At 48.3% G+C, this 23,183-nt stretch carries 20 protein-coding genes; 7 read left to right on the top strand and 13 right to left on the bottom strand.

Annotation, left to right across the window (positions count from 1 at the left end):
- Positions 1-90 precede the first annotated feature (90 nt).
- Positions 91-1,725, bottom strand: coding sequence for a DUF1593 domain-containing protein (locus tag ABGV42_RS23205; protein ID WP_347383881.1), 1,635 nt, complete (start codon positions 1,723-1,725; stop codon positions 91-93).
- 415 nt (positions 1,726-2,140) lie between these two features.
- On the opposite strand from ABGV42_RS23205, the gene ABGV42_RS23200 reads away from it, so the two are divergent.
- Both ABGV42_RS23200 and ABGV42_RS23195 read left to right on the top strand, forming a co-directional pair.
- Positions 2,141-2,791, top strand: coding sequence for a hypothetical protein (locus ABGV42_RS23200; protein ID WP_347383880.1), 651 nt, complete (start codon positions 2,141-2,143; stop codon positions 2,789-2,791).
- Between the two features lie 112 nt (positions 2,792-2,903).
- Positions 2,904-3,464, top strand: coding sequence for a DUF1697 domain-containing protein (locus ABGV42_RS23195; RefSeq protein ID WP_347383879.1), 561 nt, complete (start codon positions 2,904-2,906; stop codon positions 3,462-3,464).
- A 126-nt stretch (positions 3,465-3,590) separates the two neighbouring features.
- Here ABGV42_RS23195 and ABGV42_RS23190 read toward each other — a convergent pair whose 3' ends face one another.
- On the bottom strand, positions 3,591-4,034 hold the full coding sequence (locus ABGV42_RS23190; RefSeq protein WP_347383878.1) for an Hsp20/alpha crystallin family protein: 444 nt from the start codon (positions 4,032-4,034) through the stop codon (positions 3,591-3,593).
- A gap of 283 nt (positions 4,035-4,317) precedes the next feature.
- Entirely contained in the window at positions 4,318-5,211 is an 894-nt protein-coding gene (locus tag ABGV42_RS23185; protein ID WP_347383877.1) for a LysR family transcriptional regulator, read from the bottom strand.
- Positions 5,212-5,357: 146 nt separating this feature from the next.
- Between ABGV42_RS23185 and ABGV42_RS23180 the strand changes: the two genes are divergently transcribed.
- Both ABGV42_RS23180 and ABGV42_RS23175 read left to right on the top strand, forming a co-directional pair.
- The gene (locus ABGV42_RS23180; protein WP_347383876.1) at positions 5,358-6,140 is read left to right on the top strand and encodes an SDR family NAD(P)-dependent oxidoreductase; all 783 of its coding nucleotides are present in this window, start codon (positions 5,358-5,360) and stop codon (positions 6,138-6,140) included.
- A gap of 224 nt (positions 6,141-6,364) precedes the next feature.
- Positions 6,365-7,951 carry a choice-of-anchor I domain-containing protein gene (locus ABGV42_RS23175; protein ID WP_347383875.1) on the top strand — a complete coding sequence of 529 codons (1,587 nt, stop codon included), beginning with the start codon at positions 6,365-6,367 and terminating at the stop codon, positions 7,949-7,951.
- A gap of 286 nt (positions 7,952-8,237) precedes the next feature.
- Here the strand turns inward: ABGV42_RS23175 and ABGV42_RS23170 are convergent, their stop codons facing one another.
- From ABGV42_RS23170 to ABGV42_RS23160, 3 genes are all read right to left on the bottom strand, one after another.
- Entirely contained in the window at positions 8,238-9,494 is a 1,257-nt protein-coding gene (locus tag ABGV42_RS23170) for an amidohydrolase (protein ID WP_347383874.1), read from the bottom strand.
- 48 nt (positions 9,495-9,542) lie between these two features.
- On the bottom strand, positions 9,543-11,057 hold the full coding sequence (locus ABGV42_RS23165; protein WP_347383873.1) for an AbgT family transporter: 1,515 nt from the start codon (positions 11,055-11,057) through the stop codon (positions 9,543-9,545).
- A gap of 225 nt (positions 11,058-11,282) precedes the next feature.
- Complete coding sequence (locus tag ABGV42_RS23160; protein WP_347383872.1) at positions 11,283-12,587, bottom strand: hypothetical protein; 1,305 nt, start codon at positions 12,585-12,587, stop codon at positions 11,283-11,285.
- A gap of 237 nt (positions 12,588-12,824) precedes the next feature.
- On the opposite strand from ABGV42_RS23160, the gene ABGV42_RS23155 reads away from it, so the two are divergent.
- From ABGV42_RS23155 to ABGV42_RS23145, 3 genes are all read left to right on the top strand, one after another.
- Positions 12,825-14,477 carry an alkaline phosphatase gene (locus tag ABGV42_RS23155; protein WP_347383871.1) on the top strand — a complete coding sequence of 551 codons (1,653 nt, stop codon included), beginning with the start codon at positions 12,825-12,827 and terminating at the stop codon, positions 14,475-14,477.
- 203 nt (positions 14,478-14,680) lie between these two features.
- Complete coding sequence (locus tag ABGV42_RS23150) at positions 14,681-15,046, top strand: VOC family protein (RefSeq protein ID WP_347383870.1); 366 nt, start codon at positions 14,681-14,683, stop codon at positions 15,044-15,046.
- A gap of 123 nt (positions 15,047-15,169) precedes the next feature.
- On the top strand, positions 15,170-16,039 hold the full coding sequence (locus tag ABGV42_RS23145; RefSeq protein WP_347383869.1) for a DUF4850 domain-containing protein: 870 nt from the start codon (positions 15,170-15,172) through the stop codon (positions 16,037-16,039).
- Between the two features lie 92 nt (positions 16,040-16,131).
- Here ABGV42_RS23145 and ABGV42_RS23140 read toward each other — a convergent pair whose 3' ends face one another.
- The 7 genes from ABGV42_RS23140 to ABGV42_RS23110 all read right to left on the bottom strand — a co-directional run bounded on the left by ABGV42_RS23140 (position 16,132) and on the right by ABGV42_RS23110 (position 23,033).
- Positions 16,132-16,839, bottom strand: coding sequence for a DUF4274 domain-containing protein (locus ABGV42_RS23140; RefSeq protein ID WP_347383868.1), 708 nt, complete (start codon positions 16,837-16,839; stop codon positions 16,132-16,134).
- Between the two features lie 151 nt (positions 16,840-16,990).
- The gene (locus ABGV42_RS23135; RefSeq protein WP_347383867.1) at positions 16,991-18,523 is read right to left on the bottom strand and encodes a methyl-accepting chemotaxis protein; all 1,533 of its coding nucleotides are present in this window, start codon (positions 18,521-18,523) and stop codon (positions 16,991-16,993) included.
- Between the two features lie 499 nt (positions 18,524-19,022).
- Positions 19,023-19,544 carry a DUF5412 family protein gene (locus tag ABGV42_RS23130; RefSeq protein ID WP_347384472.1) on the bottom strand — a complete coding sequence of 174 codons (522 nt, stop codon included), beginning with the start codon at positions 19,542-19,544 and terminating at the stop codon, positions 19,023-19,025.
- A gap of 22 nt (positions 19,545-19,566) precedes the next feature.
- A complete protein-coding gene (locus ABGV42_RS23125) occupies positions 19,567-20,187 on the bottom strand; it encodes an SMI1/KNR4 family protein (protein WP_347383866.1) in 621 nt (206 codons plus the stop codon).
- A 24-nt stretch (positions 20,188-20,211) separates the two neighbouring features.
- The gene (locus tag ABGV42_RS23120) at positions 20,212-20,892 is read right to left on the bottom strand and encodes a hypothetical protein (RefSeq protein ID WP_347383865.1); all 681 of its coding nucleotides are present in this window, start codon (positions 20,890-20,892) and stop codon (positions 20,212-20,214) included.
- Between the two features lie 63 nt (positions 20,893-20,955).
- Positions 20,956-21,420, bottom strand: coding sequence for a DUF6386 family protein (locus tag ABGV42_RS23115; RefSeq protein ID WP_347383864.1), 465 nt, complete (start codon positions 21,418-21,420; stop codon positions 20,956-20,958).
- A 29-nt stretch (positions 21,421-21,449) separates the two neighbouring features.
- On the bottom strand, positions 21,450-23,033 hold the full coding sequence (locus ABGV42_RS23110) for a HEAT repeat domain-containing protein (RefSeq protein WP_347383863.1): 1,584 nt from the start codon (positions 23,031-23,033) through the stop codon (positions 21,450-21,452).
- Positions 23,034-23,183 lie beyond the last annotated feature (150 nt).

The raw sequence follows: 23,183 nt of genomic DNA, 5'->3' as shown, positions 1-23,183 counted from the left end.
CTTGCAAGCTAAGAGGAGCGTATCTCCATGTTTCTGCTGTGGAGACCGCTCCTCTTTTGTAATATGCTTTTAGCTCAGGCTGCCTGTACGTTATTTTACGGTCAAAATGACACGTTGATAATGTTTCAGCTGATGCTCGCCATCATCCTGTACCTCGGCCACGATATGAATCGTGTCCCCGGATTTGGCATCCTCAGGTACGGTGAATGTCACCGTGCTCGTGTCACTGCCTTCCAGTTTGATCGTATCTACCTGTTCATCCTTCGCCAGCTCCCGATGCAATCCAAGCAGCAGGTCTCCTACGACCTCCTTCTCCACTTGGTTCTGCTCTACTATGGCATCCTCATACGTGTCTGCTTCAAAATATCTCCACCATTTATAGGTCAATTGATTGCCATCCGGGTCCTTCGCTTCGGCATTGAGTGTTACTTGCTCACCCGCACTGACGGACAGATCGAGTCCTTCCTTAACGGTCAGCGTCGGGTTATGGTTGGCTCCTTCATAGGTATCTGCAACAGCCCAGTCTGCACGAGCCGCAAAATCGTCCTGAATATCATCAAACCATCTCATCAGGGAATACTCGGCCTCATATCGTTTCGTATACGGATCATAATCGAGCACATTGTTTCTGAACAGCTTGTCATTCACTGCGCCGAATCGTCCGCCCCAACCGCCGTAGGAAGGATCCTCCATACTGCGAAGTCCGTTATCAATCAGATAGAAAAACGAAGGGGAATCCCCCTCGGAGATAAAGTCGTATTTATCATATTGCGGATTGTTTTTAAGATACGCGTCACTTCCGCGCTGTTCTTCGTCCAGCTCGCCTTCAATCATTTTGCCATCACCCATGGAAGCATACATATCCAGCAGCTTGCCATGTCCATCCAGAATGTTTTTGATCATCCAGTCCCCATGCAGCTTGCTGTTTACTTCTTCGGCATGCATCTTCCACGCATACGCAAAATGCCAGAAGTTCGACTGGTCATTCAAAATGCGGATGTCCGGCCAGTTCTTCGCAATATATTCGTTATAACTGTCATCTTGGTCGAGGATGATGTACAGCACCAGTTTATCACTGACCTTTTTGCGGATGGTTTCCCACTCTGCCGTGTCTTTGTACTGCTCTTCAATGGATTTCAGCGCTCTTGCCGTTGTATTGGTGCCACCCCAGGTTTGAACAATCAGATCACGGGGATCATCGTCAAGGAAAAGGGCCTGAAGAAATTCGGAGCCTTCCGTTTCTTTCTCCATCTCGCCTTTATCGGAGATATTCCCGATTTTGGTCATGGCACGAAGCTGCTCGGGTTCCGGATAACCATCCGCGTGTTTGGACAAGTTCGGATAAATCTCACCATAAGCATCGATCATATCGTATACCCACTGTGTACCTGTCCAACGGAATGGTTCAATTCCCGCTTCTTTATCACCTGCGTAATGATAAACCGAACTGGTCAGCACAATGCCGGCCAGATCCATTTCATTGGAATACAGCAAAAAACGGATGACCGAGTTCATATCATCAACTTCACCATCGGTCGTAATAACGGTTCTTCCTTTAGCTGTTTCACTCTTTGCCGTTTTCTGATTATTGCTCTCTTCCTGTTCTGCTGCCTGGTTCGGTGTCTCACTTGCTGCTTGAGGTGTTTTGGATGCGCATCCACTAATCACCAGAATACTACTGATAAAACCTGCAGCGAATACATTCAGCCATTTTCTCTTGTTCATAATGTTCCCCTTTCTTGTTCAGCATGAGGTGTGTGGGAATGACCAGCGCGCGCTTTCCTATTCCTTAATATGGACCGCCTGAATGCCAAAAAACCCAAACATGAATACGCCGTGGACAGAATCCACGCATATTGATGTTCAGGTTTTGCCTGCCGAAACAGTAACAATCCTTATTTGAAAAAAAGTATAGCATGTCTATTTATTGATGTAAACGCCTTCAATTCTCTTTTTCTCGATTTCTTATCAAATTGGGTCTGAAGTAGGCCTCTTGATATTCCTACTGCTCCATTGCACCCAGGCCATCCTCCACAGGTTGTAAGCTTTTGCCATTTTGATATAGTATAATTTCTATGATGACTGGATCCTGGATCCTATACATAACATGACATTCACAACATCAGGAGGAATTAAAGCCATGCAAAAACTGGACGCTGCCTTAAAACAGTTTGTTGAACAGCAGGATTTATACAATGAAGCTTACGGACTTTTCAGACAACATGATCTGCGCCCCCGCGAACAGCCTTACCAGCCCGAAGTGGACAAGCGGATACCGCTCTCACCTGAGCTTATGTATTTGTACACCCATTATGAAATGAGAGATGTAAAAGCTGAAGGGACACTCAAAATGAAAAGTGCGGCCGTGGAAATTGGTGATGCGGCCCTGTTATCCTTTGTTGCCCCCGAACATCTGCACCGCCAGCAGCAGGGTTACCGCTGGATCGGCAGGAATGAGCCATATGTGGAGTCTCCCTCCTGGAAAGCAAATCACGTTGTCATTGCCAATTTCAATGATGATCCATTGATTGTGGATACAAACGAGGTCAACTCACCTGTGTATGCTGCCTTTGAAGGCGGAGAGCCCCGGCGTATTGCCGATTCATTGTCCGACCTGTTCGCTGCGCTCGCCATCCTGATTGAAGCGGCACACTCCTATGGCGGAGAAGTGAAGGATGAAGAGACATATGAAACCAAGCCCGAATATTTGGAGCATGTAGAACCTTTATTGGTTGATCTGCTTGGCGCAGAGTACACCGCACACCTAGTTGAGTATTTATCGCTTCGTTAAAACACGGGAGCGTAGAATAACCCTGATCGGGAGTACGGCTTGGCTAACCGATTAATGATGTGTACTACACTATTCACGACGAATTTATCTCTGGTGAACAAGGGGGAAGACTATGATTTATGTTGCTTTGCTTCGGGGGATTAATGTAGGCGGGAACAATAAGATCAATATGAAGCAGCTGAAAGAAACATTTGAGCAGGCAGGTATGCTGGATGTCGTGACGTACATTAATACGGGCAACATTATCTTTGCCGATCAGCAGGAACGCATTCAGGCTAACGTCGAGATATCCAAGATACTGGAGCAGGCCATTGCTGCTGAGTTCGGCTTAGAAATTCGGGTTGTAGTGCGCAATATGGATGAAATGCAGACCGTGCTTCAGGCTCTGCCCGAGGAATGGACCAATGATGATCAGGCAAAGAGTGACGTGATGTTTCTCTGGGATGAGGTCAATGACGTCTCGGTTTTGGACAAGCTGCCCCTTAAACCGGAAGTCGGTACATTGATATACGTTACCGGAGCCATCTTGTATTCGGTAAGCAGGGAAGATGCCCCGCGCAGCGGGATGAACAAGCTTGTCGGTTCCTCCGTCTACAAATATATGACGGTCAGGAATATCAACACGACCCGCCAAATTTACAAGCTCATGCTGGCCGCGGCAGAGAAATCATAGAACTTCAATGAGATAAAAAAAATCCCCCAAGGGATGGCATGGAGAAAACAATCTGACTACCGTCTTCTCCATTCCATCTCCTTGAGGGATCCTTTTACAAATGCTGGCGTTCTGCATATTCAATCATTAATCTATCTGAATACGTCTGCGGGTATGATCATCCCCTGAACGTTTCGGAATTTCAAGCTTCAGCACGCCATCTTCCAATCTGGCCTTGATATTCTCCTCATCAATGTGTTCCACATAGAAACGCCGGAGGAATTCACCTGATCGACGCTCCTGCCGAATGATCCGGTTGGAATCATCCTTCTGTTCATGAAACTCATTGCGTTTGGCACGGATGATCAGTTCATTGCCCTGAACCTGAATATCAATATCCTGCTTGGCGATACCTGGAAGATCTGCCTCAATTAAATACTTACCCTCTTCTTCACGGATATCCGTCCGGAATGGCTGGCTGCCGGTTCCAAAGGGAGAAACCCATGGGCTGTCAACCATATCATTGAAGGATTTCAGCATGTGTCCGAACAGGTCTTCATTTCGTTTACGAAACGGGATCAGATCAAACATGAACATCATCTCCTTGTATGTGATTGGTTTGTTGTTGCTTACATGGATTATTATAATCCTCTTTGTGGATGATGCTCAAAAGGCGAAAACGGCGAAAAAAAACAAAATTTTCTCATCATGGCTTACTGGTGTGAAATAGGTTCTTCTTTCTTTTATTTTGACCTTTTTTAACCTTTTGACTTTCACTGACTAATTCTACGGAATGACGAACTCATCTATCCTGCTACCTTCTGATAAACTAAAGCTAACGCATCCGATGCCATGGGTGTTCCCCTCGCCAACGTTACCCCTCATACTGAAATCGATCCAGAAACCGCTTGACGATGAGATTGGGCGATTTGCTCTCACGCATAACCCAGCCAATGGAAATCGCACGCTGTACACCTTCAATTTCCAGGATGGAGAAGTCATGATGCAGAACACTTCTGTCATGGGTGAAGGAGTATTCATGACCGATCGTCACCGCATCCAGCTGGGCGAGTGCAGCATTGACCACTTCGGAGTTATTCGTTCGGAACAGTACATTCACCTCTCCCACCGCCTGTGAAAGCTCCCCTACAAACAAATCCACCAATTCGTCATTAAATAACACCAGTGTCTCATCTTTCAGCTCACGCATGGTAATCGATTTTTTGCCTGCCAAGCGATTGGTATGATTCACACAGGCACGCATCACCCCTTCATCAATCGGAACAAAATCCAGCCCTTCCAGATGCTGCTCCATATCATCTGTATACAGAGCGATTAGACCGAGATCGACCTGCTTGTTACGTACATCTCTGATAATATTGCGGGCAGCACTTTCGGACAGCTCAAACTTCAGATCCGGATACCGTTTCTTCATACTCGCAATGGTAGGTATAATGCCGGGAACCCCTCCAGGTATGGCTGACAATCGGAGTTCTCCATGGATCGACTCCCCAATATACTGGGCATCCTCCTTGATGTTCTGGACCGTATCCACAACGGATTTCATTTTGCCTAAAATAGGCTTGGCCTGTTCCAATACATATGCACCGTTACGGGAACGGCTGAACAATTGCATGCCCAGTTCATGCTCCAGGCGTGTTATCGCCTGACTGATGGTAGACTGCGTAACCGACAATGTTGCAGCAGCAATGGTAATTGATTTGGTCTTTTCAACTTCAAGCACATACACCATTTGTTCCAGATTCATCGTTCATTTCCCAACCCTTACATTAATTAATTTTAAGCTAAGTGTATTTTTGTTAAATATACATGAATCATAAAATTAAGTATACTTGGATTGAAGATGAATGTAAGCGAAATCATTTTATTTTAACCAACAAAGGAGTGCTACATATGAATACGTTTGAGAATCGATTTGCAGGTAAAGTGGCGGTTGTTACAGGTGCGGCATCCGGTATCGGTTATGCCATTGCGAGAAGGCTTGTCCAAGAAGGAGCTTCCGTCGTTGCCGCCGATCTGAATACAGAACGTCTGGACGCCATTCAGGGTGAACTCGGGGAACGGTTCTTCGGCGTTAAAGCCAATGTGACCGTTGAAAACGATATTGAAGAAATGGTGAGTGCCGCCGTCAAACAATTTGGCAAACTCGATCTGGCCTTTAATGTGGCAGGCGCATCCCGTGCAGGCGTCATTACGGAACTCTCGGAGAAAGATTGGGACTTCACCGTGGATCTATGCATGAAAGGCGTCTTCCTGAGCATGAAACATGAAGCCCTTGAGATGGCTAAACATGGTGGCGGAGCCATCGTAAACGTGGCCCCCCTCAACTCCCACGTGCCCATGTATGCCGGATCGGCCTATGCCTCTGCCAAAGCCGGTGTCGAAATGCTCACCAAGAACGGAGCACTCGAAATGGCGCGTAACGGAATTCGCGTTAATGCCATTCTACCCGGCCTCATCGATACACCATTAACTGCGGAACTGCTCTCCAATGCAGATATCAAAGAAGCCTATATGGAGCGGATTCCAATGAAACGTGCTGCACAGCCGGAAGAAATGACGGGACCTGCCCTGTTCCTTGCAAGCGATGACGCAGGATATGTGTCCGGTTCCAGCCTCATAGTAGATGGAGCTTGGGCAACTACCGGATATCCAGACCTGAGCCGCTGGTTCTAAGTCAGTACATTTCCACAAGGTTTCCAAACACCACCAAGCAAGTAAGCAAGTAAAGCCTATTGGACAGAGCTCAGCTCTGCCAGTAGGCTTTTTCACTTGGATATAAAGCACGGCATGTTTTACACAAATGCTCTGATTCGCTAACTTTGGCTTAACAATTCGCCCCTATACTAAAGCAATTATACATACTATCAACCATGAAACGATAAAGGGGATCTGGAACTTTGAAAAAGAGAAATCAATGGCTCGCCGTTTTGTCCATGACAGCTATACTCGGCGCAGGAGCAACCAGCTACACATCAATGGTTAATGCAGCCAGCGCATCTGAATCTGCTAATAATCATGTCGTACTACGAACAGCCATCCAAAATATGCAGGGAACGATTACATGGGACAGCAGCAGTCGCAGTGCCGACATCCAGTTGGGAGAAGTCCGAGTGCAACTCCCGGTCGGAACAGCTACAGCTACCATTAACGGTGTGCAAACACAGCTGGACAGCAAAAGTTATGTTACGAAAGGAACGACATACGTTTCTCCACAAACACTGAAATGGATTACGGATCAAGTAATTCTGAGCCAAAATAAAACCGGGTTCGAACAGACAGCTGCTTTCCAGATGCCAGGTGGCAAAGCCGAAATCGCTGCCTCTACTCCGGACGGTCAGCGCCTCCTCGTTACTGAAGCCGACAATGGCAGCATTTCTGTGCTGGATATTGCTGACTTGAACAACGTTAATGTTCTGAAAACCGTCAGCTTCCATAACCTCTCTGCCAAAGCCGAAGTAACCAGCGTAACGGTATCCCAGGACGGCAAATACGGCCTCGCCGTTATTCGTACAGGTGATACAGATACCGAAGCGAACAAGGGACTGCTGGCGATTGTTGATCTTGCAACCTACAAAACCGTGAAGACGTATGAGCTTGGCATCGGGCCAGACTCCATTGCATTGTCCCCTGACGGACTACACGCCGTGATTGCGATTGAAGATGAGGAACTTAACAAAGCTGCAGACGAGATCGATTACCCCAATGCAAAACGCCCAGGCAGCATCATGATTGTATCGTTTACCGGCGGAAACGTCCTTGAAGGAGAGGTAACCAACCTGCCTGTGTCTCTGGAAGATGTGACCGGCGCAAGCTATCCGCACGACCCGCAACCTGAGTATGTTGCCATTAGCCCGGACAGCAAAACCGCAGCTGTTACATTGCAGGAGAACAACGTCATTGCCATCATCGACCTGCAAACGAAACAGATCAGCTCCATCTTCTCCCTCGGTACTACCTCACACCAAGCGGATTTGAACGATGATGGTGTCGTTCAGTTCACCGAAAGCCTGACTGCTCGCTATGAGCCAGACGGTATTGCGTTCTCTGCAGATGGCAAATACCTGCTGACTGCCAATGAAGGCGACTTGGGCAAAGATGAGTTTGATGATGGCGTCAAAGCAGGCGGACGCAATATCGCCGTCTGGGATCTGCAGGGCAAGCGGGTATACGACAGCCAGAACCTGATCGATGAAGCAACCGCGAAGGTTGGTTTATACCCGGATGACCGCAGTCCCAACAAAGGCAGTGAAGTCGAGAACCTGACGGTATCCACCGTAGACGGCACAACCTATGCTGCCGTAGCCTCCGAACGGGCTGATGCCATTTTGTTCTTCGATCTGGCTGACCCGGTAAACCCGGTCTATCTGGGACTGATTCCGACAGCTGGTGAGTCACCGGAAGGAATCCACCGGGTTAACGGCCGCAGCGTATTTGTCAGTGCGGATGAGAGCACGGGTACACTTAGCTTTTTTGAGAAAAAATAGAATAGGTACGCAGTAGGCAGCTGTGCCAGCCGCTGGGGTACCGAGTTCGTGAAATTCAAAAGGACAAGAGAGCTGTGCTCTCCTGTCCCTTTCTTGTAATCTGACGTTCATCACGAATCAAGCCGCCGGGTAGCTTCGAACCGGGTTACTACCAGAAAAAAACGGCCTGTAAGTATTTTTTTCTGATAGCAGCCCGTATGCCTCTTCAGGCAATTCCTCGTTAACCTTCACCATTATGGCATCTTTGCCTTTATGATACTTCTTGGACATGCCAATCTCTGAAACTTTAAACGTTCCGAGCCAATCTCTCCAACCATTCCACTGCCGGAGCGAGGACAGCTTCATCGATATCAAATTCTGGATGGTGATGGGGTGCAGGCAGATCGCTGCCTACAATCATATACGTGGCAAGTCCACCCTGCTCCTGCACGCGTTTTATCATATAACTTGCATCCTCGCTTCCCAAGGCAGCGCCATCCGAGATTGCTTCGGCATGCCTTATTCCGGAGATTCCTTCTGCCTTCTTCACGGCAAGTTCCGCAAGTTCCATATCACACCTTATCGGAATCGCTCCGCCTACAATTTCAACCGTAACACGTAACTCATGCATGGCTGCGCTATGCTCCAGAATCTGACGAACACGCCGCTCCAGTTCATGATTCGTTTCCTCCTTCGTAGAACGCGTCTCAATCACCATACGAGCGTGCTCGGCGATGATGTTCGCGCCAGTTCCCCCTTCCAAAATGCCCACATTGATCCGTGTATCGGCTGTACTGAATCTTGGCAGGGCATGAATGTTAAGCATGGCTGTCGCTGCACCAAGCAGCGCATTCCGTCCTTCTTCAGGTGAAGCTCCCGCATGAGAGGATACCCCGGTAAAGTGCGCTTCCAGCTTCGTCGTTGCCAGGAAACCAGCGGAGGCCCCTTTGACATGACCGGACGGTACATCGGTGCCCAGATGCATGCAGAAGAGGCGGTCGACCTGATCCAGCATGCCTTTTTCTACCATGGCGTACGCACCGCGCACCCCCTCCTCGGCAGGCTGGAACAGCAGCCGGACTTTCCCCGGAAACTGCCGGTCACTTAACCGTTCTGCCAGTGCGAGACCAATGCTGGTATGACCATCGTGTGCACATGCATGCATGATGCCTTCATGAGTTGAGCGGAACTGCCCCGACTGTGGCACATGCTTGTTCTGCATGCTTTCACGAATCGGCAGTGCATCCATGTCAAAGCGAAAGGCAGTTGTCGGCCCTTCCTGAATTCCATCCAGCTCGGCTACAACAGCCGTAAATCCGCCGCGCATCTGTTCCACGATAGCGGGCTCTGCTCCTTCCTGAAGAGCACGCTGATAGGCATCTTCCAGTACTTCCGGTTTGGGCAGCCCCCGCCGGGATGCATCATCAATGGCATCTTTTCCATAGGTAACACGATAACCTAACGTTGTTAACATCTGTACAACTTTGGTCGCGGTTCGAAATTCAGTGAATCCCAATTCGGGATATTGATGCAGCTCTCTGCGAAGCGCGATAATGTCGATCATATTGGTTCCCCTCTCTCTACTCTCTTCATTTCCTGTATTGTCTAGCTTCTACAATCTTGCATGAACTCCCGGCCCAAGTGGAAGGTTGAAGACGTACCAGAGAATAACCATAACAACCCAGACGGAGAAGAAGGCAATGGAATATGGCAATATCAAGGAATAATACGTTCCGAGCTTGGCATCCTTGCGGTATTCCTGCAAAAATCCGACGAACAATGGTACAAAAGGCGATACCGGAGCGAGTGGAATAATAACCGAATCGGATACCCGGAAAATGACTTGAGTAAACGCTGGATGGAACCCAAGCAGCATCATCATCGGGATAAACACAGGAGCCAGTATGGACCAGATCGCAGATCCGCTTGCAATAAACATCGTCAGCAGTGCAGACAGGAAGATCAGTCCAATCACAACCGGAATACCGTTAATCCCTGTTTTTTCAAGCAAATCCGTAATGGTGAGTGCCAGAAATTTACCCATATTGCTCCAGTTGAACATGGCCACGAATTGGGATAGCGGGAAGACCATCACGATAAATCCTGCCATCGTTTTGATCGGTTCAATGAGCAATTTCGGCAAATCATTCTGATTCCGAATCACTTTCAGTTTAATGCCATAAGTCAGTGCCACGGTGAAGAAGAACAGCAAAATGACAGGCACAATCCCTGCAAGGAAAGGCGAACCCATTACACTGCCTGTTTCCGGGTTGCGAAGAATGCCATTTGAAGGCACCACCATAAACGCGATGACAGCGATAAAAAGAAGGGCGGCAATACCGGCTGCGCGCAGTGCCCGGTTTTCTTCAGGTGTTGGGGCTTCCAGCTTGTATACACGTTCTCCTTCATATGTGCCAAGGCGCGGTTCCAGGAATTTGTCTGTCATAAACCCTGCGACCAACGTCAACACAATGACAGAGGCAGACATGAAGTACCAGTTATCCAAGACCGTAACACCCACACTCGGATCTACCGAGGCGGCAATTTCGGTACTAATGCCTGACAACAGTACGTCCGTAGTCACAATCAGCATATTTGCGGTGAAACCAGCGCCAACTCCGGCAATGGCTGCGATCAATCCGGCAATCGGATGTCTGCCTACAGCGAGAAAAATCAATGCTCCGAGCGGAGGCATGATCACAAGCGCTGCATCCGAGGACACATGACTGAAGAATGCAATGAAAATGACAAGATAGCTGGCATAGCGGGCGGGTACCCGAACAGCCATTTTGCGCATAACCGCTTCCAGGAGACCTACTTTCTCAGCCAAACCAATTCCGAGTACCAATGCCAAAATCGAAGCAAGCGGTTTAAAATCTGCAAAGTTCTTTACCACATTCGGCAGCAGCCACTGAATCCCCTCTCGGCTCAGCAGGTTTTTGACCTGTACCTTTTCCCCATCAATCGGGTTATGTGCTGTCGCGTTAAAGAATGACAGTACAAGTGTAGCAATCATCAGGGCGACAATGAGATAGATAAACAATAAAAACGGATTGGGGAGCTTGTTCCCCACTTTCTCTACCCAACCAAAAAGTCCTGTACTCTCCTGCCTTTCCGCTTTCACCATGCAAATACCCCCTGACTGTGATATTAACGTACATTTAACGAAAATGTCGTAATTTTAGGACATTATATAATTAACTCCACCGAAAACTCAATACTTATGTTATGTATTTTGACACTAAAATAAAAAATACCGATCTGCAAACAGGTTCATCATGTCCACTCCTCATGGACATGAGAACTAAGGTTGCATAATCGGTATCCTTATTCTGCCTCAATGTTCGAAAATCTAACGCAGCAGTCGATATCGGTTACTCGGCCGTCCTCTGCGGGTATTCAGCTCATTTCCCGTAATCTCAGCCAAGGAAAATGCCGTAAGACTGCCCAGAATACGTTGTACGTGCCTGATGGTCATTGATAATCCCGATGCCAGTTCACTGGCCGTAAATTCTTCTCTGCCCATCCGGCGTATGTATGCCTTTAATTTCTGAAATGTACGAATGCTTACCCCTGCCTTGTTCAACTGTTCGAGCAATTCGGTGTCACTTGAATACATCTCATAAGATAACTCCTGCTCCTCGCCCGCTGCCTCCACAATGCTACCATCCGTCTCATAGACAATCACACGTCCGACTTCATCGTCCTTGGCATATTGGATCGCCTTGCGGGCATGACGTTCCGCATCAAATGCCGTCTCACCGAACCCGATCCCCGCAAATGAAAGCAGATCCGTATCCAGCTCAAGCTGATGCATCGTCGTGTGCAGCGATTCCATGTTGCGGGCCATTCCGCCCCTGGAACCATACATCAGGTATCGTCCTGTACCATCCTGATGAAGGGAACCATCGATTTGTTCACAATGACGCAGCAGGATGCCTTTGATCTTGAGCTCCATATGCTGCAGCTGATACCGTTCCGTCGATTGTTCACCAGCTTCATGCCACCGGTCAATCTCGACCATTAACACGCCAATCTGGCTGTCCTTGAATGCGGAGCTGCGAATCTGCTCAATCAGCATTCGTACCGCCTGAACCGTCTCCAGCTTGGTGGAATCAATTTTGAAGACAGGGACCCCTCTCTGGAGTAATCCTTCATATACAGCGTACAGACAGGTAATGGCTGCCTTGGTCTGCCCCTCCTCCCAGTGACGAACGTGGAATTGGATCATATCTTCGACATCGTAATCGGTGGAAAAAACGTATTTTCGTAATTGTTCATCTGAGAAGTTCAATTCCTCGAGACTGTCCATCAGCCCCCAGCTTTCATTCCCCGTCATATCAATGGAGATTTCCTTCACCGGATTATCTAGTGTATAAATGGCTTGCAGCATGGCTTTGTACAAGCTGGCCCCGGTAGGCGGGCAGTAGATGGCATGTTCTTTTTCATGCAAGACGTCCTGGGCTGCCAGATAAGGAATGGGACCCGTAAACACCCATCCATGCACATTCTCGCGGTTCCTCGTAATAATCTCGCCCGTCTCGCGTGCGTGTTCATAGGGATACAATTCAAAGTAAGCCTCCAGATTCTGCCCCTCCACAGCACGCATGGTCCGCTCAATGGACGGCTTCGGTCCTACAATTCCGATTCGGTACATGCACTCACATCCCCTTGTCCAACGCAACATCGTTTAATACAAAAATCATACCGAACTGAGGTTCCGCTGTAAACCTCTTCATCTCAGCCATTGCTCACACCCTCTCATTCCTGATTATGCTTCGTAATCGTAAATTTTACATTTAGTTAACCCATTTCTTACGTTCGTTTAGCAATTGTTGTATACACTGGTTTTGGGGTACCAAACTATACATATCTATTTTAGGAGGATGCATTCATGTTAAACCGGTTCAATGCCCGTGCGGCCAAAATGATGCTCGCGGTTACGACAGTTGTTACAGCTACGCTGGGAGGAAGCAGCGCTGCGTGGGCTGTAGAGGACACTGCTACACCTGCATCATCATCACCGATCAAAAATGTCATTATCCTGATTCCGGACGGCATGGCTAACGACGCTACTGCACTGGCCCGCTGGTACAAAGGGTCTTCCCTGACTTTGGATTCGATGGCAAGCGGTATGGTTCGCACACACTCCGCGGATGCTCCGATTGCGGACTCGGCTCCTGCGGGAACGGCTTTTGCTACAGGTTATAAATCACATACAGGGTATGTAGGCGTACTGCCAGACAAGGCAACCATGCCTGGACAGAAGGCTATTGCGCCTGGAGACGCCAAAAAACCGATTGCTTCCGTGCTGGAAGCATCCAAACTGGCAGGTAAGGCAACCGGCATTATCGCCACCTCCGAAATTATGCACGCTACGCCGGCAGACTTCTCTGCCCACTATCCAGATCGCAAAAATTACGATGCGCTCAGCAAACAGCAAGTATATAACGGCCTGGACGTTGTTCTCGGCGGCGGAAGTCGCTACCTCGAGCCAGCGGGCCGCAAAGATGGTGAGAATCTGGTCTCTTCCATCAAGGCACTCGGTTACGATTACGTGACCACACCGGCTGCCATGAAAGCCTCGGACTCCGGCAAGCTGTGGGGAATGTTCGCACCTGCAAGCATGGCTTATGATATGGACCGTGACCCTGCCAAGCAGCCAAGCCTTGCTGAAATGACATCCAAAGCTATTGATGTTCTTTCCAAAGACGAAGACGGCTTCTTCCTGATGGTTGAAGGCAGCAAAGTGGACTGGGCAGCTCATGCCAACGATCCAATTGGAATTATCAGTGACGTGCTGGCATTTGACGATGCCGTAAAAGTAGCCATGGATTTTGCCAAAGCAGATGGTGAGACAGCTGTCGTGGCGGTAACGGACCATGGTAACGGCGGACTTACCATTGGTAACAATGCAACAAGTGGCACGTATGACAAGGAACCATTGTCCACATTTATCGGACCTTTGAAAAAGGCCAAGCTGACAGGTGAAGGTGTGGAAGCAAAGCTGAATGCCAAACGTACCAACATCAAAGCTGTTATGAAACAATACTATGGCATTTCCGACCTGACATCCGAGGAGATTGCCACAATTAAGGCAGCCGAGCCGGGCAGCCTCAACTACGCAATCGGGCCAATGATTAGCAAACGCGCAGGCATCGGCTGGACGACTGGTGGTCACACAGGTGGAGATGTCGTGCTGTATACGTATGCACCGAACAATGACCGTCCATTCGGCGTGATCGACAACACCGATGTGGCTAAATACATGGCACGCGTACTGGATCTGGATCTGGACAGCGTGAGCAAACAACTGTTTGTTCCTGCCAAACAAGCATTCACTGCCAAGGGTGCAACGTACAAGCTGGATCTGACGGATGCCAAAAATCCTAAGATTCTGGTTACTAAAGGCAACACAAAAGTAGAACTGCATATCTACAAAAACATTGCGCTGGTTAACGGCAAAAAGACTGCGCTGGAAGGCGTGATTGTATACAACGGCGTTGACGCATTTGTACCGCAAGGTGCAGTGGATCTGATCCAATAATTCGCAAGATTGCCTGTAACGAAACGAGAATAATATAAAAACCACAGGAGCTTTACAGCGGTTTACCTGGAATTAAACCATTAGGCTGCCGAATATTTCGGCAGCTATTTTGTTGTTTGTTGATAGGAAGTAGGCTCCCCTCCGCGCTTATCGTATAATGGATGTGACATTTATAAATGGGAGACAAAAGGAGAGATTCACCCATGTTAATCAAACTAAACTGGATCACGCTGCGGGTACGCAATTTGGAAGCCTCGCTCGGGTTCTACCACGGCATGCTCGGGCTCCCCATACAGCGCCAATTCGAAAGCCGTGGACGGCAGATTGCCATGCTGGGCACTGAAAATGAAACCATGCTGGAACTGATTGAGGGCAGCGAATCCATCGTAAAAGAAGAATCTGGCGTGTCAATCGGCTATGAGGTGAGCTCGTTGGAAGAAGCTATGGAACGGCTGGCAGCACTGAATATTCCTATTGTTCGTGGCCCCGTCCAGCCCAACCCCCATCTGCGTTTCCTTTACATCGCTGATCCGGACGGCTTCGAGGTACAGCTTGCCGAGCATGGATGATCGATGTGACACGGAGGAACAGCGGTGAATACACTTGGTATCTCAATATCTGCTACCCAAATCAAGTCTGCAACGAGCCGGACGCTAAGCTATTGAATTATCGGATAAGGAGTTGAGCGAGGAATGGAGAAAAACGTGGAACAACGTCCATCCGCCAAGCCCCGTCGCCGCAGAATAGGATGGTTCACTGCAATCGCTGTCGTACCTCTGCTTACATGTGGAATGCATATCGGGTTTAGCACCTGGGGAAACGGCTATGCATCGGCACCTGCTCTAGGAGGGATTCCACAGGATTCAGCACCTGTTCAATCGACGGGGAAAACAATCGTTTTCCCAGGAAATGATGGGAGTAAAATTGCATTGCCTCTGCAGTTGACGGAAGCAGATCTCAGCATGGACAGCGATCGAAGTTATATCCGATCTGCACCTCCCCGAATTCCGGAGATGAGTTACGAACTCTCGCCGGAACTGAAAGAAAAGCTGCAAGCTGTACTCGTGTATCGACCAGACATGCAAGGCGGCTACCTGTTATTAGCGCCAGCAGGCTGGAAAGCTTCGGGAAGCGTAGGTGCGAACGGTTCATATGGACTCACGCTGACGAATCCAGATAATATAGCAGAGAACCTGCATTATTCGGATAATGCCTGGGCCTGCCAAGGCTGTGCCATAAACAACATTGGGACTTATTTCCCCGATCAGGCCGACTGGGCAGATGAACAGGGTTTCACGGTCTATGAACCTATGGCTTTTGACCAATGGAATGATGTCGGATCAGAGGGGGATAACCACCGAACAGCATTATATGTGACGACATCGAAGGACGGATTTTACCAGAAAGGTGTCGGTTATTACGCAGAAGACATCAACGGTTATTTATTCAGGCTGCTGGAATACAACCTAGCTCAAGTTTCGTCTATTGAAGACGAGGTGATTCAGTCCTCTTTGCATTTTTTCCAGTCCCATCATGGACCGATGAATATGGAGACAGACTAGGTGTACGCCTAGGATAACCGTTATTTAACACAATGAAAAAAAGAGCATCTCTAGTTGCTTACAGACCATGCTCTTGTTTTGTATTCTTCACTTCATTCGGGGGATTCTGTTGGACACTTCACTCTTAATAGCTCGGCAAGCCGGCGATAACCGGGTCCATCTTCGCTTTGGTTCACTTCATCTTCGTCCATCTCCAGCCAATAATCGGCATCCAGCAGCTCTACCATGTCCAGCAGCGTGATCTCGGCACAAGCAGGATGTTCACAAGCAGCCAGCATAGGTGCGGGACTGTCATCCCAGTTGTACCCGTCCACCACAGCATGCAGAAGTACAGCTGAATCCAGCTCACGGATCTTCGCGGCTGCCTTCTCTGAAGATTCTTCGTACAAAATCTCATCCACGATTGCTTTCTCCGCCTGGGTCAGCCGAAGTCTTACCGATCCCGTGGTACCGAGCAGCATATCTGCAATGGCCGGATCCCGTCTAGCTGCATTCCAGGCCGTCGCCTGAATTCCATATGTAGAGTCCAGCTTCACCCCATATTCAAGCAAGAGCTGGATGGCTTCGATCTGCTTGAACTTCACAGCTTTTTTTAGAGCGGTATCGCCGAGTTTGTCCTCAGCATCCAAGTCTGCTTGCTGTTCTAACAGACATTTAATGGCCTCAGCTGGCATGCGATACGTCAGAAAAAGCATAAGCGGTGTACGTCTCCGTTCATCCCGCTCATTGATATCCAGGCTATGTACTGCTTCGCAAGCTTGTTTCACATCTTTGGACTTACTGATTTCAAGCCAATTCATTAACCATTCTCCTCCTTGTACTTCACATTCTACATTTACACTGTAAAGGAGATATACACGGGGTTCAAGTCACCACTTGGCAGCAAAAAAGCCCGCCCCACGACGAACGTTCGGGCGGACTCTACATTTTCTACTAAAGGTTAACCTGCCTCTAAGCTGACAGCGTATCCATCGGTGCCACACTCGGTGAAGGACGATCACCAGCCTTCTCTTCAGTGACAGAAGAAGACATCTGATGATCTGAAACCAGCTCATTCAGGTTCAGAATCAGTTGTTCCAGCTCACCGAAGCTGTCCACCATCTTCTGAGTCAGGCTGCGCTGCTCCTCCATACTGGCAAGAATCTCTTCCGTAGCGGCACTGGATTGCTGAGTTACACTAGAAATCTCGGAAACCTCATTCACCACTTTAGTGGAGGATTCCTTCATCGTTGCGGAACTGCTCTCAATATCCATGGCCTGGTTCAGCACTTCCTGGGAATTGCTATTAATGGTACGGAAAACAACTTCTGCAGTTTGCACGCTGTCTCTTCCTTCTTGAAGAGCAAGGCGAATGCGTTCGAAGCGATCCGTCAACGCCTGAGTCTGCCCTTTTAACCGGGTCAAAATGGTGCCAATGTCATTTGCCGACTGACCAGAGTGCTCCGCCAGCTTGCGAACTTCCTCCGAAACCACCGCAAATCCGCGTCCATGTTCACCTGCACGAGCGGCTTCGATCGCAGCATTGAGTGCAAGCAGGTTGGTCTGGTTCGCAATATCCGAGATACTGTTCAACATCAGGGACATCGCTTCACTTTCCTCATTGAACTTTCTCATATCGGAAGCCGTGGTATCAATCGTCTCATAGAGTTCCTGCATCTGCACATTCAGATGGTCCATCTGTGCACTTCCCGTTTCCGTGCTGGATGCCATACTGGCGGACAGTTCTTTCATTTGAGACGAGTAGGAAGCAACATCACGGATATGATGATCCGACAGGGAGAGGGATTCCGAAATTTCCGCTACGCTGGTCGCCTGGAACTCCACGCCTTTGGCCACTTCACTGAATCCAAGCGTCACTTCATTTGTAATGGACCCAGTCGCGTCAACTTTTTGCTTCAGTTGATCCGTATAGAGAGACAGGCCTTCCACCGAAGCTTTGACACGTTCCATCATGGTCTCTACTCTTTGTTTGGATTGCTCTACTTCCTGCCAGCGGACTTCGCTGTCCAGGAAAAGTCTTTGATTTAAATGGGAGACTAACATCAGGATGGCTCCAGTAAGGGCGAACATGCCCACGTTAACAATATTCCCAATCAAGTCTATCGTATTTTCTGTATTTATAACAAATAACTGAAGAACACTATTTGCGAGTGATATGAAAAATCCAATCATAAAAAACTTTTTGTTCGGATACAGCAGAAGTATTGCAGTTAAGACCAGACTTAACGAAAAATTGACAGCTCCCCAACCAATGTAGACCCCACATATTGTAATGATCAGTGTGATCAGCCAAGGAATTAAATGAATGTGTTTTCGTTTCACATTAGCATATGTAACCCAACCCGCAAATAAAATGGCTATGCTACTGGAAACAACCAGCTTAGGAAGCAAAAAGATCAAGCCCAAACCAATCGCAACTATAAGCCACAAAATGATATTGATTAGCTTGTTCCTCTTCCAAATAATTTCATCATACCGATTCATACGTTCCCCGTCCTTTATCTAGGTAAATGTGGTGTTGTAGGGCAACTCTGTACTACATTCCATTGGTCTATGGTCCTGCTTATACGCAATCCGCAACCCCCCCCGCGCTGTAGCATAGTACAAATTAACTTCATAAACATGAAATAAGCGCTACATGATGTATATCGGTATTCTAAATTTGAAATTTTATATGACTTCCAAAATAATATACTTCCATATTATATTGACAAACGAAAATAAGCCTGCTTATACGCTGTGACGCACAAGACAGGCTAATTGGTTCATTCAAGTGGATCACGTTACCTACTACCAATCCTATTTTATTTACAACTCGATCATATCTCGCTCTGCTTCCTGAAGATCATCGTACAGTTTATCTATAAACCCCATTTTATTATGTAAAGTCAAATTAGTACTTTCACCATATGAAATAGTTATCACCTATCTAAAGTGTTGTGCTACAAAGCGGTACATAGACAGTAGGATTCCTCAATAAATATTATTGTGGAATCCTTGTCTCCCCTTGCAATAAATTCACTTGGCGGCCATTAATGACAACGGTGTGGTTATTGCTCCATTCCAAATGGACTTGATCCGTCTTTCGCTCAGAATATACAACCTTCCGAAACCAAAGTGCTCCCTGTAATTCCCCTACAATACCGAATGTCCCCATTGCACCCGCATCCGTTTTATAGAACTTTAGTGTATAGTGCTGATCTGGCGAATGTGTCGTCGTGAGTATTACTTTTGATCCGGAGAACATCGCAGTAAATGATGCAACAACAAGTAGTAGGAAAATGAGGACTGCGGAGAGAATCACCGAGATCCAGCTTCTTAGCTTCGCAAAGTTGTTCGATCGATCTTTATAACCAAGTATAGCCAGAGCAAGAACGAATATCGAAGTAACGAGCAGCACATAGGCAGGCGGAACGATTAACCATTGATTATTCATATTGGAATATAATGAGTAAAACGATAAGAAATATAAGATTAGCACGGAGAACAATGCAAACCAGCTCATTTTTTTCACTATCGAGAATCCTCTATTCTTCATGCAATTCTCGAAGGGAACGATCCAGCCATAACTCATACCAATCCAGAAAATGCAAACGTTCCGTATTACCCCAATAATGATCCGGATAAATACCGTTACGATTCGCCCGATCATCGGTCCAAATCTCCCCGCTGCATGGTCCATTCAAGACCAGATTCATGGAAATGCCGCAGCCAAAATCACTTATGCGCAGCAGGCCCGCCGACCATTTAGGATCCAAATATTCATGGTCCAGCGCATCCCACTCCTCTTCTTCCTTGCTGTCATCATACCAGTCATAATCCCAGTTCCAAGCCTCAATATGGAGAAATGGATCCGAGATAGCATTCAGTACATCATCATATCCAATTACGGCATACACGCCGTTTTCCGGCTTCTCCAGTCCGTAATATGGGCCTGCGCCACCCGATCCAATATGCAGCAAAAAAGCCCGATACTCCTCCGGCAGCTTAATCTTCCAATTCTGTTCAAACACCGCGATCTCTTCCGGTGTCCATACTCGCCCCATCTCATACGCATGGTTCTCTGCACCAAACAGGTCCATATCTGTGTCCAGGCTTCGAAGACTCTTTAACTTCGCGTGTATGCGTTTCAGTTGCTGCTCGTACATGGCTGCTTGTCTCCTTCTACTCCATTATCTACGTTCCACGATATACCCACGTTGTTGCAGCTCATTCAGTGCCGCTTCCACATTACGTTCAGGACATAGCTGCTTGATCAAATTGGCCGTTACTGGTTTTCCTTCATAGACTTCAGCTATTGCAGACAGCGGCAGTTCATGTGATTCATAATAGCCCTCCGCCCAATCAGCGAATGCCTCTGGCGTTTCCTCAATATAGCCCAGCAAAAAATCGGCACCGCCTGTGGCGTCGTCTTCGCTTTCCTCCATTAACGCTTGCTGAATCCAGCTTCCAGTTTTCCACTCCGGGTCGTTTCCTTCCTGCCAGATACAAAAGGTAACATCATCGAGTTCCATTCTTTCCTCGTGACCCTGCAGAACTGCCTTCAACGCCCCCGGCACTTCATCATACATGCCCGGATAGACTTCGCCATCTTCACGAGCGTGGGGGCTTAGTGGAGATTCATGGTCGAATCCCTTGATTAAGGCACCCGACTCGGTAAACAACACATGCAGGTGATCACCTGCCCCGTTATCGATACTCCCCCAAGCCACACCAGGCTGCAGCTCTGCTTCATAGCGGTGTACGCGAAGCCATTCTTCCTCCGACATGATAATGTCCAGTGCAGCGAGTATCCGCATATAATGGTGCAGCGTATCTGAATCTGTGATCGATGTGTAATTCCAATTCACCACTGTGAATCCCTCCCACTCAACTTTCTTCAGTTCTTAGAGACCTGTCTATCCTTATAAAAATATTTAAATCCGGATCAGACTATCCAGCTCGTTGTGCCCTTGAGCACTTGGTAGAATCGTCAGCGAGATGTGATTGCCTTCTCTTGAGACCATGCAAGCCACATTTCCAGGCTGGAGCGGCAAGGTTATCCCTTCGCATGACTCATTCGGCTCCAGTTCGCCTCCACTGACATCTTCAGCTGCACCCAAGAATACGCTGCCGGAGGGAACTTGCAGATGGAACACCTGAACACCTTGCATTTCTTGCATTTCACCATCTGTTTCCGATATATCTACACGCCATGCTACCTCATACATTCCATCCGCGCCCAGATTAAAAAAGAGACAATGACCTGCGTTCACCTCTGCCAGTTCATCTTGGGGAATGGACCACCAGTCCGATGGCTCTTCTACACGGTGCTTTAACGAAGCCAGATCGTACAGGCACATGGTTGCCGTACCCGTAACGAATTGAAATGTCCCTTCCATCCTTCATCTTCCTCTCTGATCGTGAATATTTATTGCATTAGCCACTCCAAGCGATGCAGCAGATCGTTATCCAGTTCCTCCCCGCATAACGACAGCAGCTTGAGAAGGCGTTCCCGTTCTGCCGCGGACACTCTACCGCCATTGCTGCGGTTCGGGTATCTGGCCCAGTTGTACAACTGGCGCTGAATTGCGCGCTTCACCCATTCCTCCCTGGCTGCTGGAAGCTGCTGCAGCAGCAGTCCAAGCTGACTCCATCTGCTCATGGAGGAGATCATGCGCAGCACATTGCGAACGACATGAGGCAGGGCATCAGGGTCCGACAACAGACCAGCCATTTCATCAGGCTGAATAAGATAGGGATGATGCATAAGTGCACGGCAGGCTTCCCGGGAAATGCCAGGTTGCGGGCTTTTTAGCGAATGTACAAAATGCATTCCGTATGAAGAAGCGTCCAGCCGCATTAATCCGCGGATAACTGCTTTTCGTACGGCAATCGATGGATGCTTCGCATATTCATACAGCACCTCTGCGTCTGTCTTGTCCCCCGTCTCTCCCAGACCTGAAATGGCTGCAGCGAGATGGTCTTGATCTTCGCTCCAGATGACATCAAGATACCACTCCGCATAACTCACCTTCATCCACGGTTTGGCGTACCTCCGTGCCGTATCTCGTACAGACAGGTCCGAATCGAGAAGCCGGTCGATTATGATTGCCTTCGCATCATCGGGATACATGGTGGCAAGTACAGCCAGACCTTCCCGGCGGATTGAAGGCACACTGTCCAGCTGCATGTGAAGAAGGGCCTCTCTCAGCTTCTGGCCCGACAACATGCGATCTACTCGCTGAGCTGCCCATCGCCGGATGGAAGGCTCCTCATCCCGTAAAGCCTGCTCCATAATCATACCCGCATCCGTCCCCTCTGCTTCGAGCGAAATCCGAAATGCGAACTGACGAATGCTGGCTACAGGAGATACCCGCGCCGTATGAATGACAAATCGGCATTCCTTCTGACGCAGCAGGTGATGTACGGATTCGATAAAAGACTCGAAATTATCCCGCCCACAGATTCGAAGCCGCTCCACAAGCATGATATTCTCCATCCACAGCTTGGCATGCTCGGGCTTCAATTTAAGTTCCAGTGCCGCTCTCGCCAAAAGGCGAATTTCGGGCACCCAGTCATTCAACCGAAGCAGCAAATAAGCAAAGCTATAGGACTCATCCTCCCGGATCATTCTTCTAACCGCAGCCTCTCTGATGTATCCGCTCCAATGCATCGTCAACATGGATAAACGAATTGTACTGGCCTGTTCTATCCTATGTACCTCACGTTCCACGACCCGCTTCCAAATAACGGGAGAGGGGCGCCATTCCCTAACATGCTCATTCAGCCAAACCAGCTCGGTTACTGGACATGCTTCCAGCAAACGAGCAATCGCCTGCTCCGCTGCCTGACGGATGACAGTACTGTCCTCATCCATCATTCGTAACAGGCTAGGGATCAGGATATACACTCCGGATTGACCAAGCTGACGGAGTTGTTCGGCGGTTTCCTGTTCCGCTCCCGTCCCGAGCTGCTCCAGTTTATACCGAAATTCAGAAGATAATTGCCGCATTTCATCCGCTCCTTCCCATCTGATCCAAGTGAGGAATCAGAACCGTATCCAACCATTATATCAAGCTGGGCATCGGGGTTAAAGGAACCCAGGGGCTAAATCTGTGTATGCTATACTTGTGAAAAAATGCAATGGGTGAGGGATTGTAAT

The sequence above is a fragment of the Paenibacillus pabuli genome (genome assembly GCF_039831995.1).
Lineage (GTDB): Bacteria > Bacillota > Bacilli > Paenibacillales > Paenibacillaceae > Paenibacillus > Paenibacillus pabuli_C.
Note: the sequence above shows the minus strand (reverse complement) of the source record. Positions and strands in the feature narration are given on the sequence as shown.

Excerpts from the sequence above, each read along its gene's own strand:
- ABGV42_RS23205 (WP_347383881.1), bottom strand. The coding sequence starts at position 1,725 with ATGAACAAGAGAAAATGGCTGAATGTATTCGCTGCAGGTTTTATCAGT.
- ABGV42_RS23200 (WP_347383880.1), top strand. The coding sequence starts at position 2,141 with ATGCAAAAACTGGACGCTGCCTTAAAACAGTTTGTTGAACAGCAGGAT.
- ABGV42_RS23195 (WP_347383879.1), top strand. The coding sequence starts at position 2,904 with ATGATTTATGTTGCTTTGCTTCGGGGGATTAATGTAGGCGGGAACAAT.
- ABGV42_RS23190 (WP_347383878.1), bottom strand. The coding sequence starts at position 4,034 with ATGTTTGATCTGATCCCGTTTCGTAAACGAAATGAAGACCTGTTCGGA.
- ABGV42_RS23185 (WP_347383877.1), bottom strand. The coding sequence starts at position 5,211 with ATGAATCTGGAACAAATGGTGTATGTGCTTGAAGTTGAAAAGACCAAA.
- ABGV42_RS23180 (WP_347383876.1), top strand. The coding sequence starts at position 5,358 with ATGAATACGTTTGAGAATCGATTTGCAGGTAAAGTGGCGGTTGTTACA.
- ABGV42_RS23170 (WP_347383874.1), bottom strand. The coding sequence starts at position 9,494 with ATGATCGACATTATCGCGCTTCGCAGAGAGCTGCATCAATATCCCGAA.
- ABGV42_RS23165 (WP_347383873.1), bottom strand. The coding sequence starts at position 11,057 with ATGGTGAAAGCGGAAAGGCAGGAGAGTACAGGACTTTTTGGTTGGGTA.
- ABGV42_RS23160 (WP_347383872.1), bottom strand. The coding sequence starts at position 12,587 with ATGTACCGAATCGGAATTGTAGGACCGAAGCCGTCCATTGAGCGGACC.
- ABGV42_RS23155 (WP_347383871.1), top strand. The coding sequence starts at position 12,825 with ATGTTAAACCGGTTCAATGCCCGTGCGGCCAAAATGATGCTCGCGGTT.
- ABGV42_RS23150 (WP_347383870.1), top strand. The coding sequence starts at position 14,681 with ATGTTAATCAAACTAAACTGGATCACGCTGCGGGTACGCAATTTGGAA.
- ABGV42_RS23145 (WP_347383869.1), top strand. The coding sequence starts at position 15,170 with ATGGAGAAAAACGTGGAACAACGTCCATCCGCCAAGCCCCGTCGCCGC.
- ABGV42_RS23140 (WP_347383868.1), bottom strand. The coding sequence starts at position 16,839 with ATGAATTGGCTTGAAATCAGTAAGTCCAAAGATGTGAAACAAGCTTGC.
- ABGV42_RS23135 (WP_347383867.1), bottom strand. The coding sequence starts at position 18,523 with ATGAATCGGTATGATGAAATTATTTGGAAGAGGAACAAGCTAATCAAT.
- ABGV42_RS23130 (WP_347384472.1), bottom strand. The coding sequence starts at position 19,544 with ATGAGCTGGTTTGCATTGTTCTCCGTGCTAATCTTATATTTCTTATCG.
- ABGV42_RS23125 (WP_347383866.1), bottom strand. The coding sequence starts at position 20,187 with ATGTACGAGCAGCAACTGAAACGCATACACGCGAAGTTAAAGAGTCTT.
- ABGV42_RS23115 (WP_347383864.1), bottom strand. The coding sequence starts at position 21,420 with ATGGAAGGGACATTTCAATTCGTTACGGGTACGGCAACCATGTGCCTG.
- ABGV42_RS23110 (WP_347383863.1), bottom strand. The coding sequence starts at position 23,033 with ATGCGGCAATTATCTTCTGAATTTCGGTATAAACTGGAGCAGCTCGGG.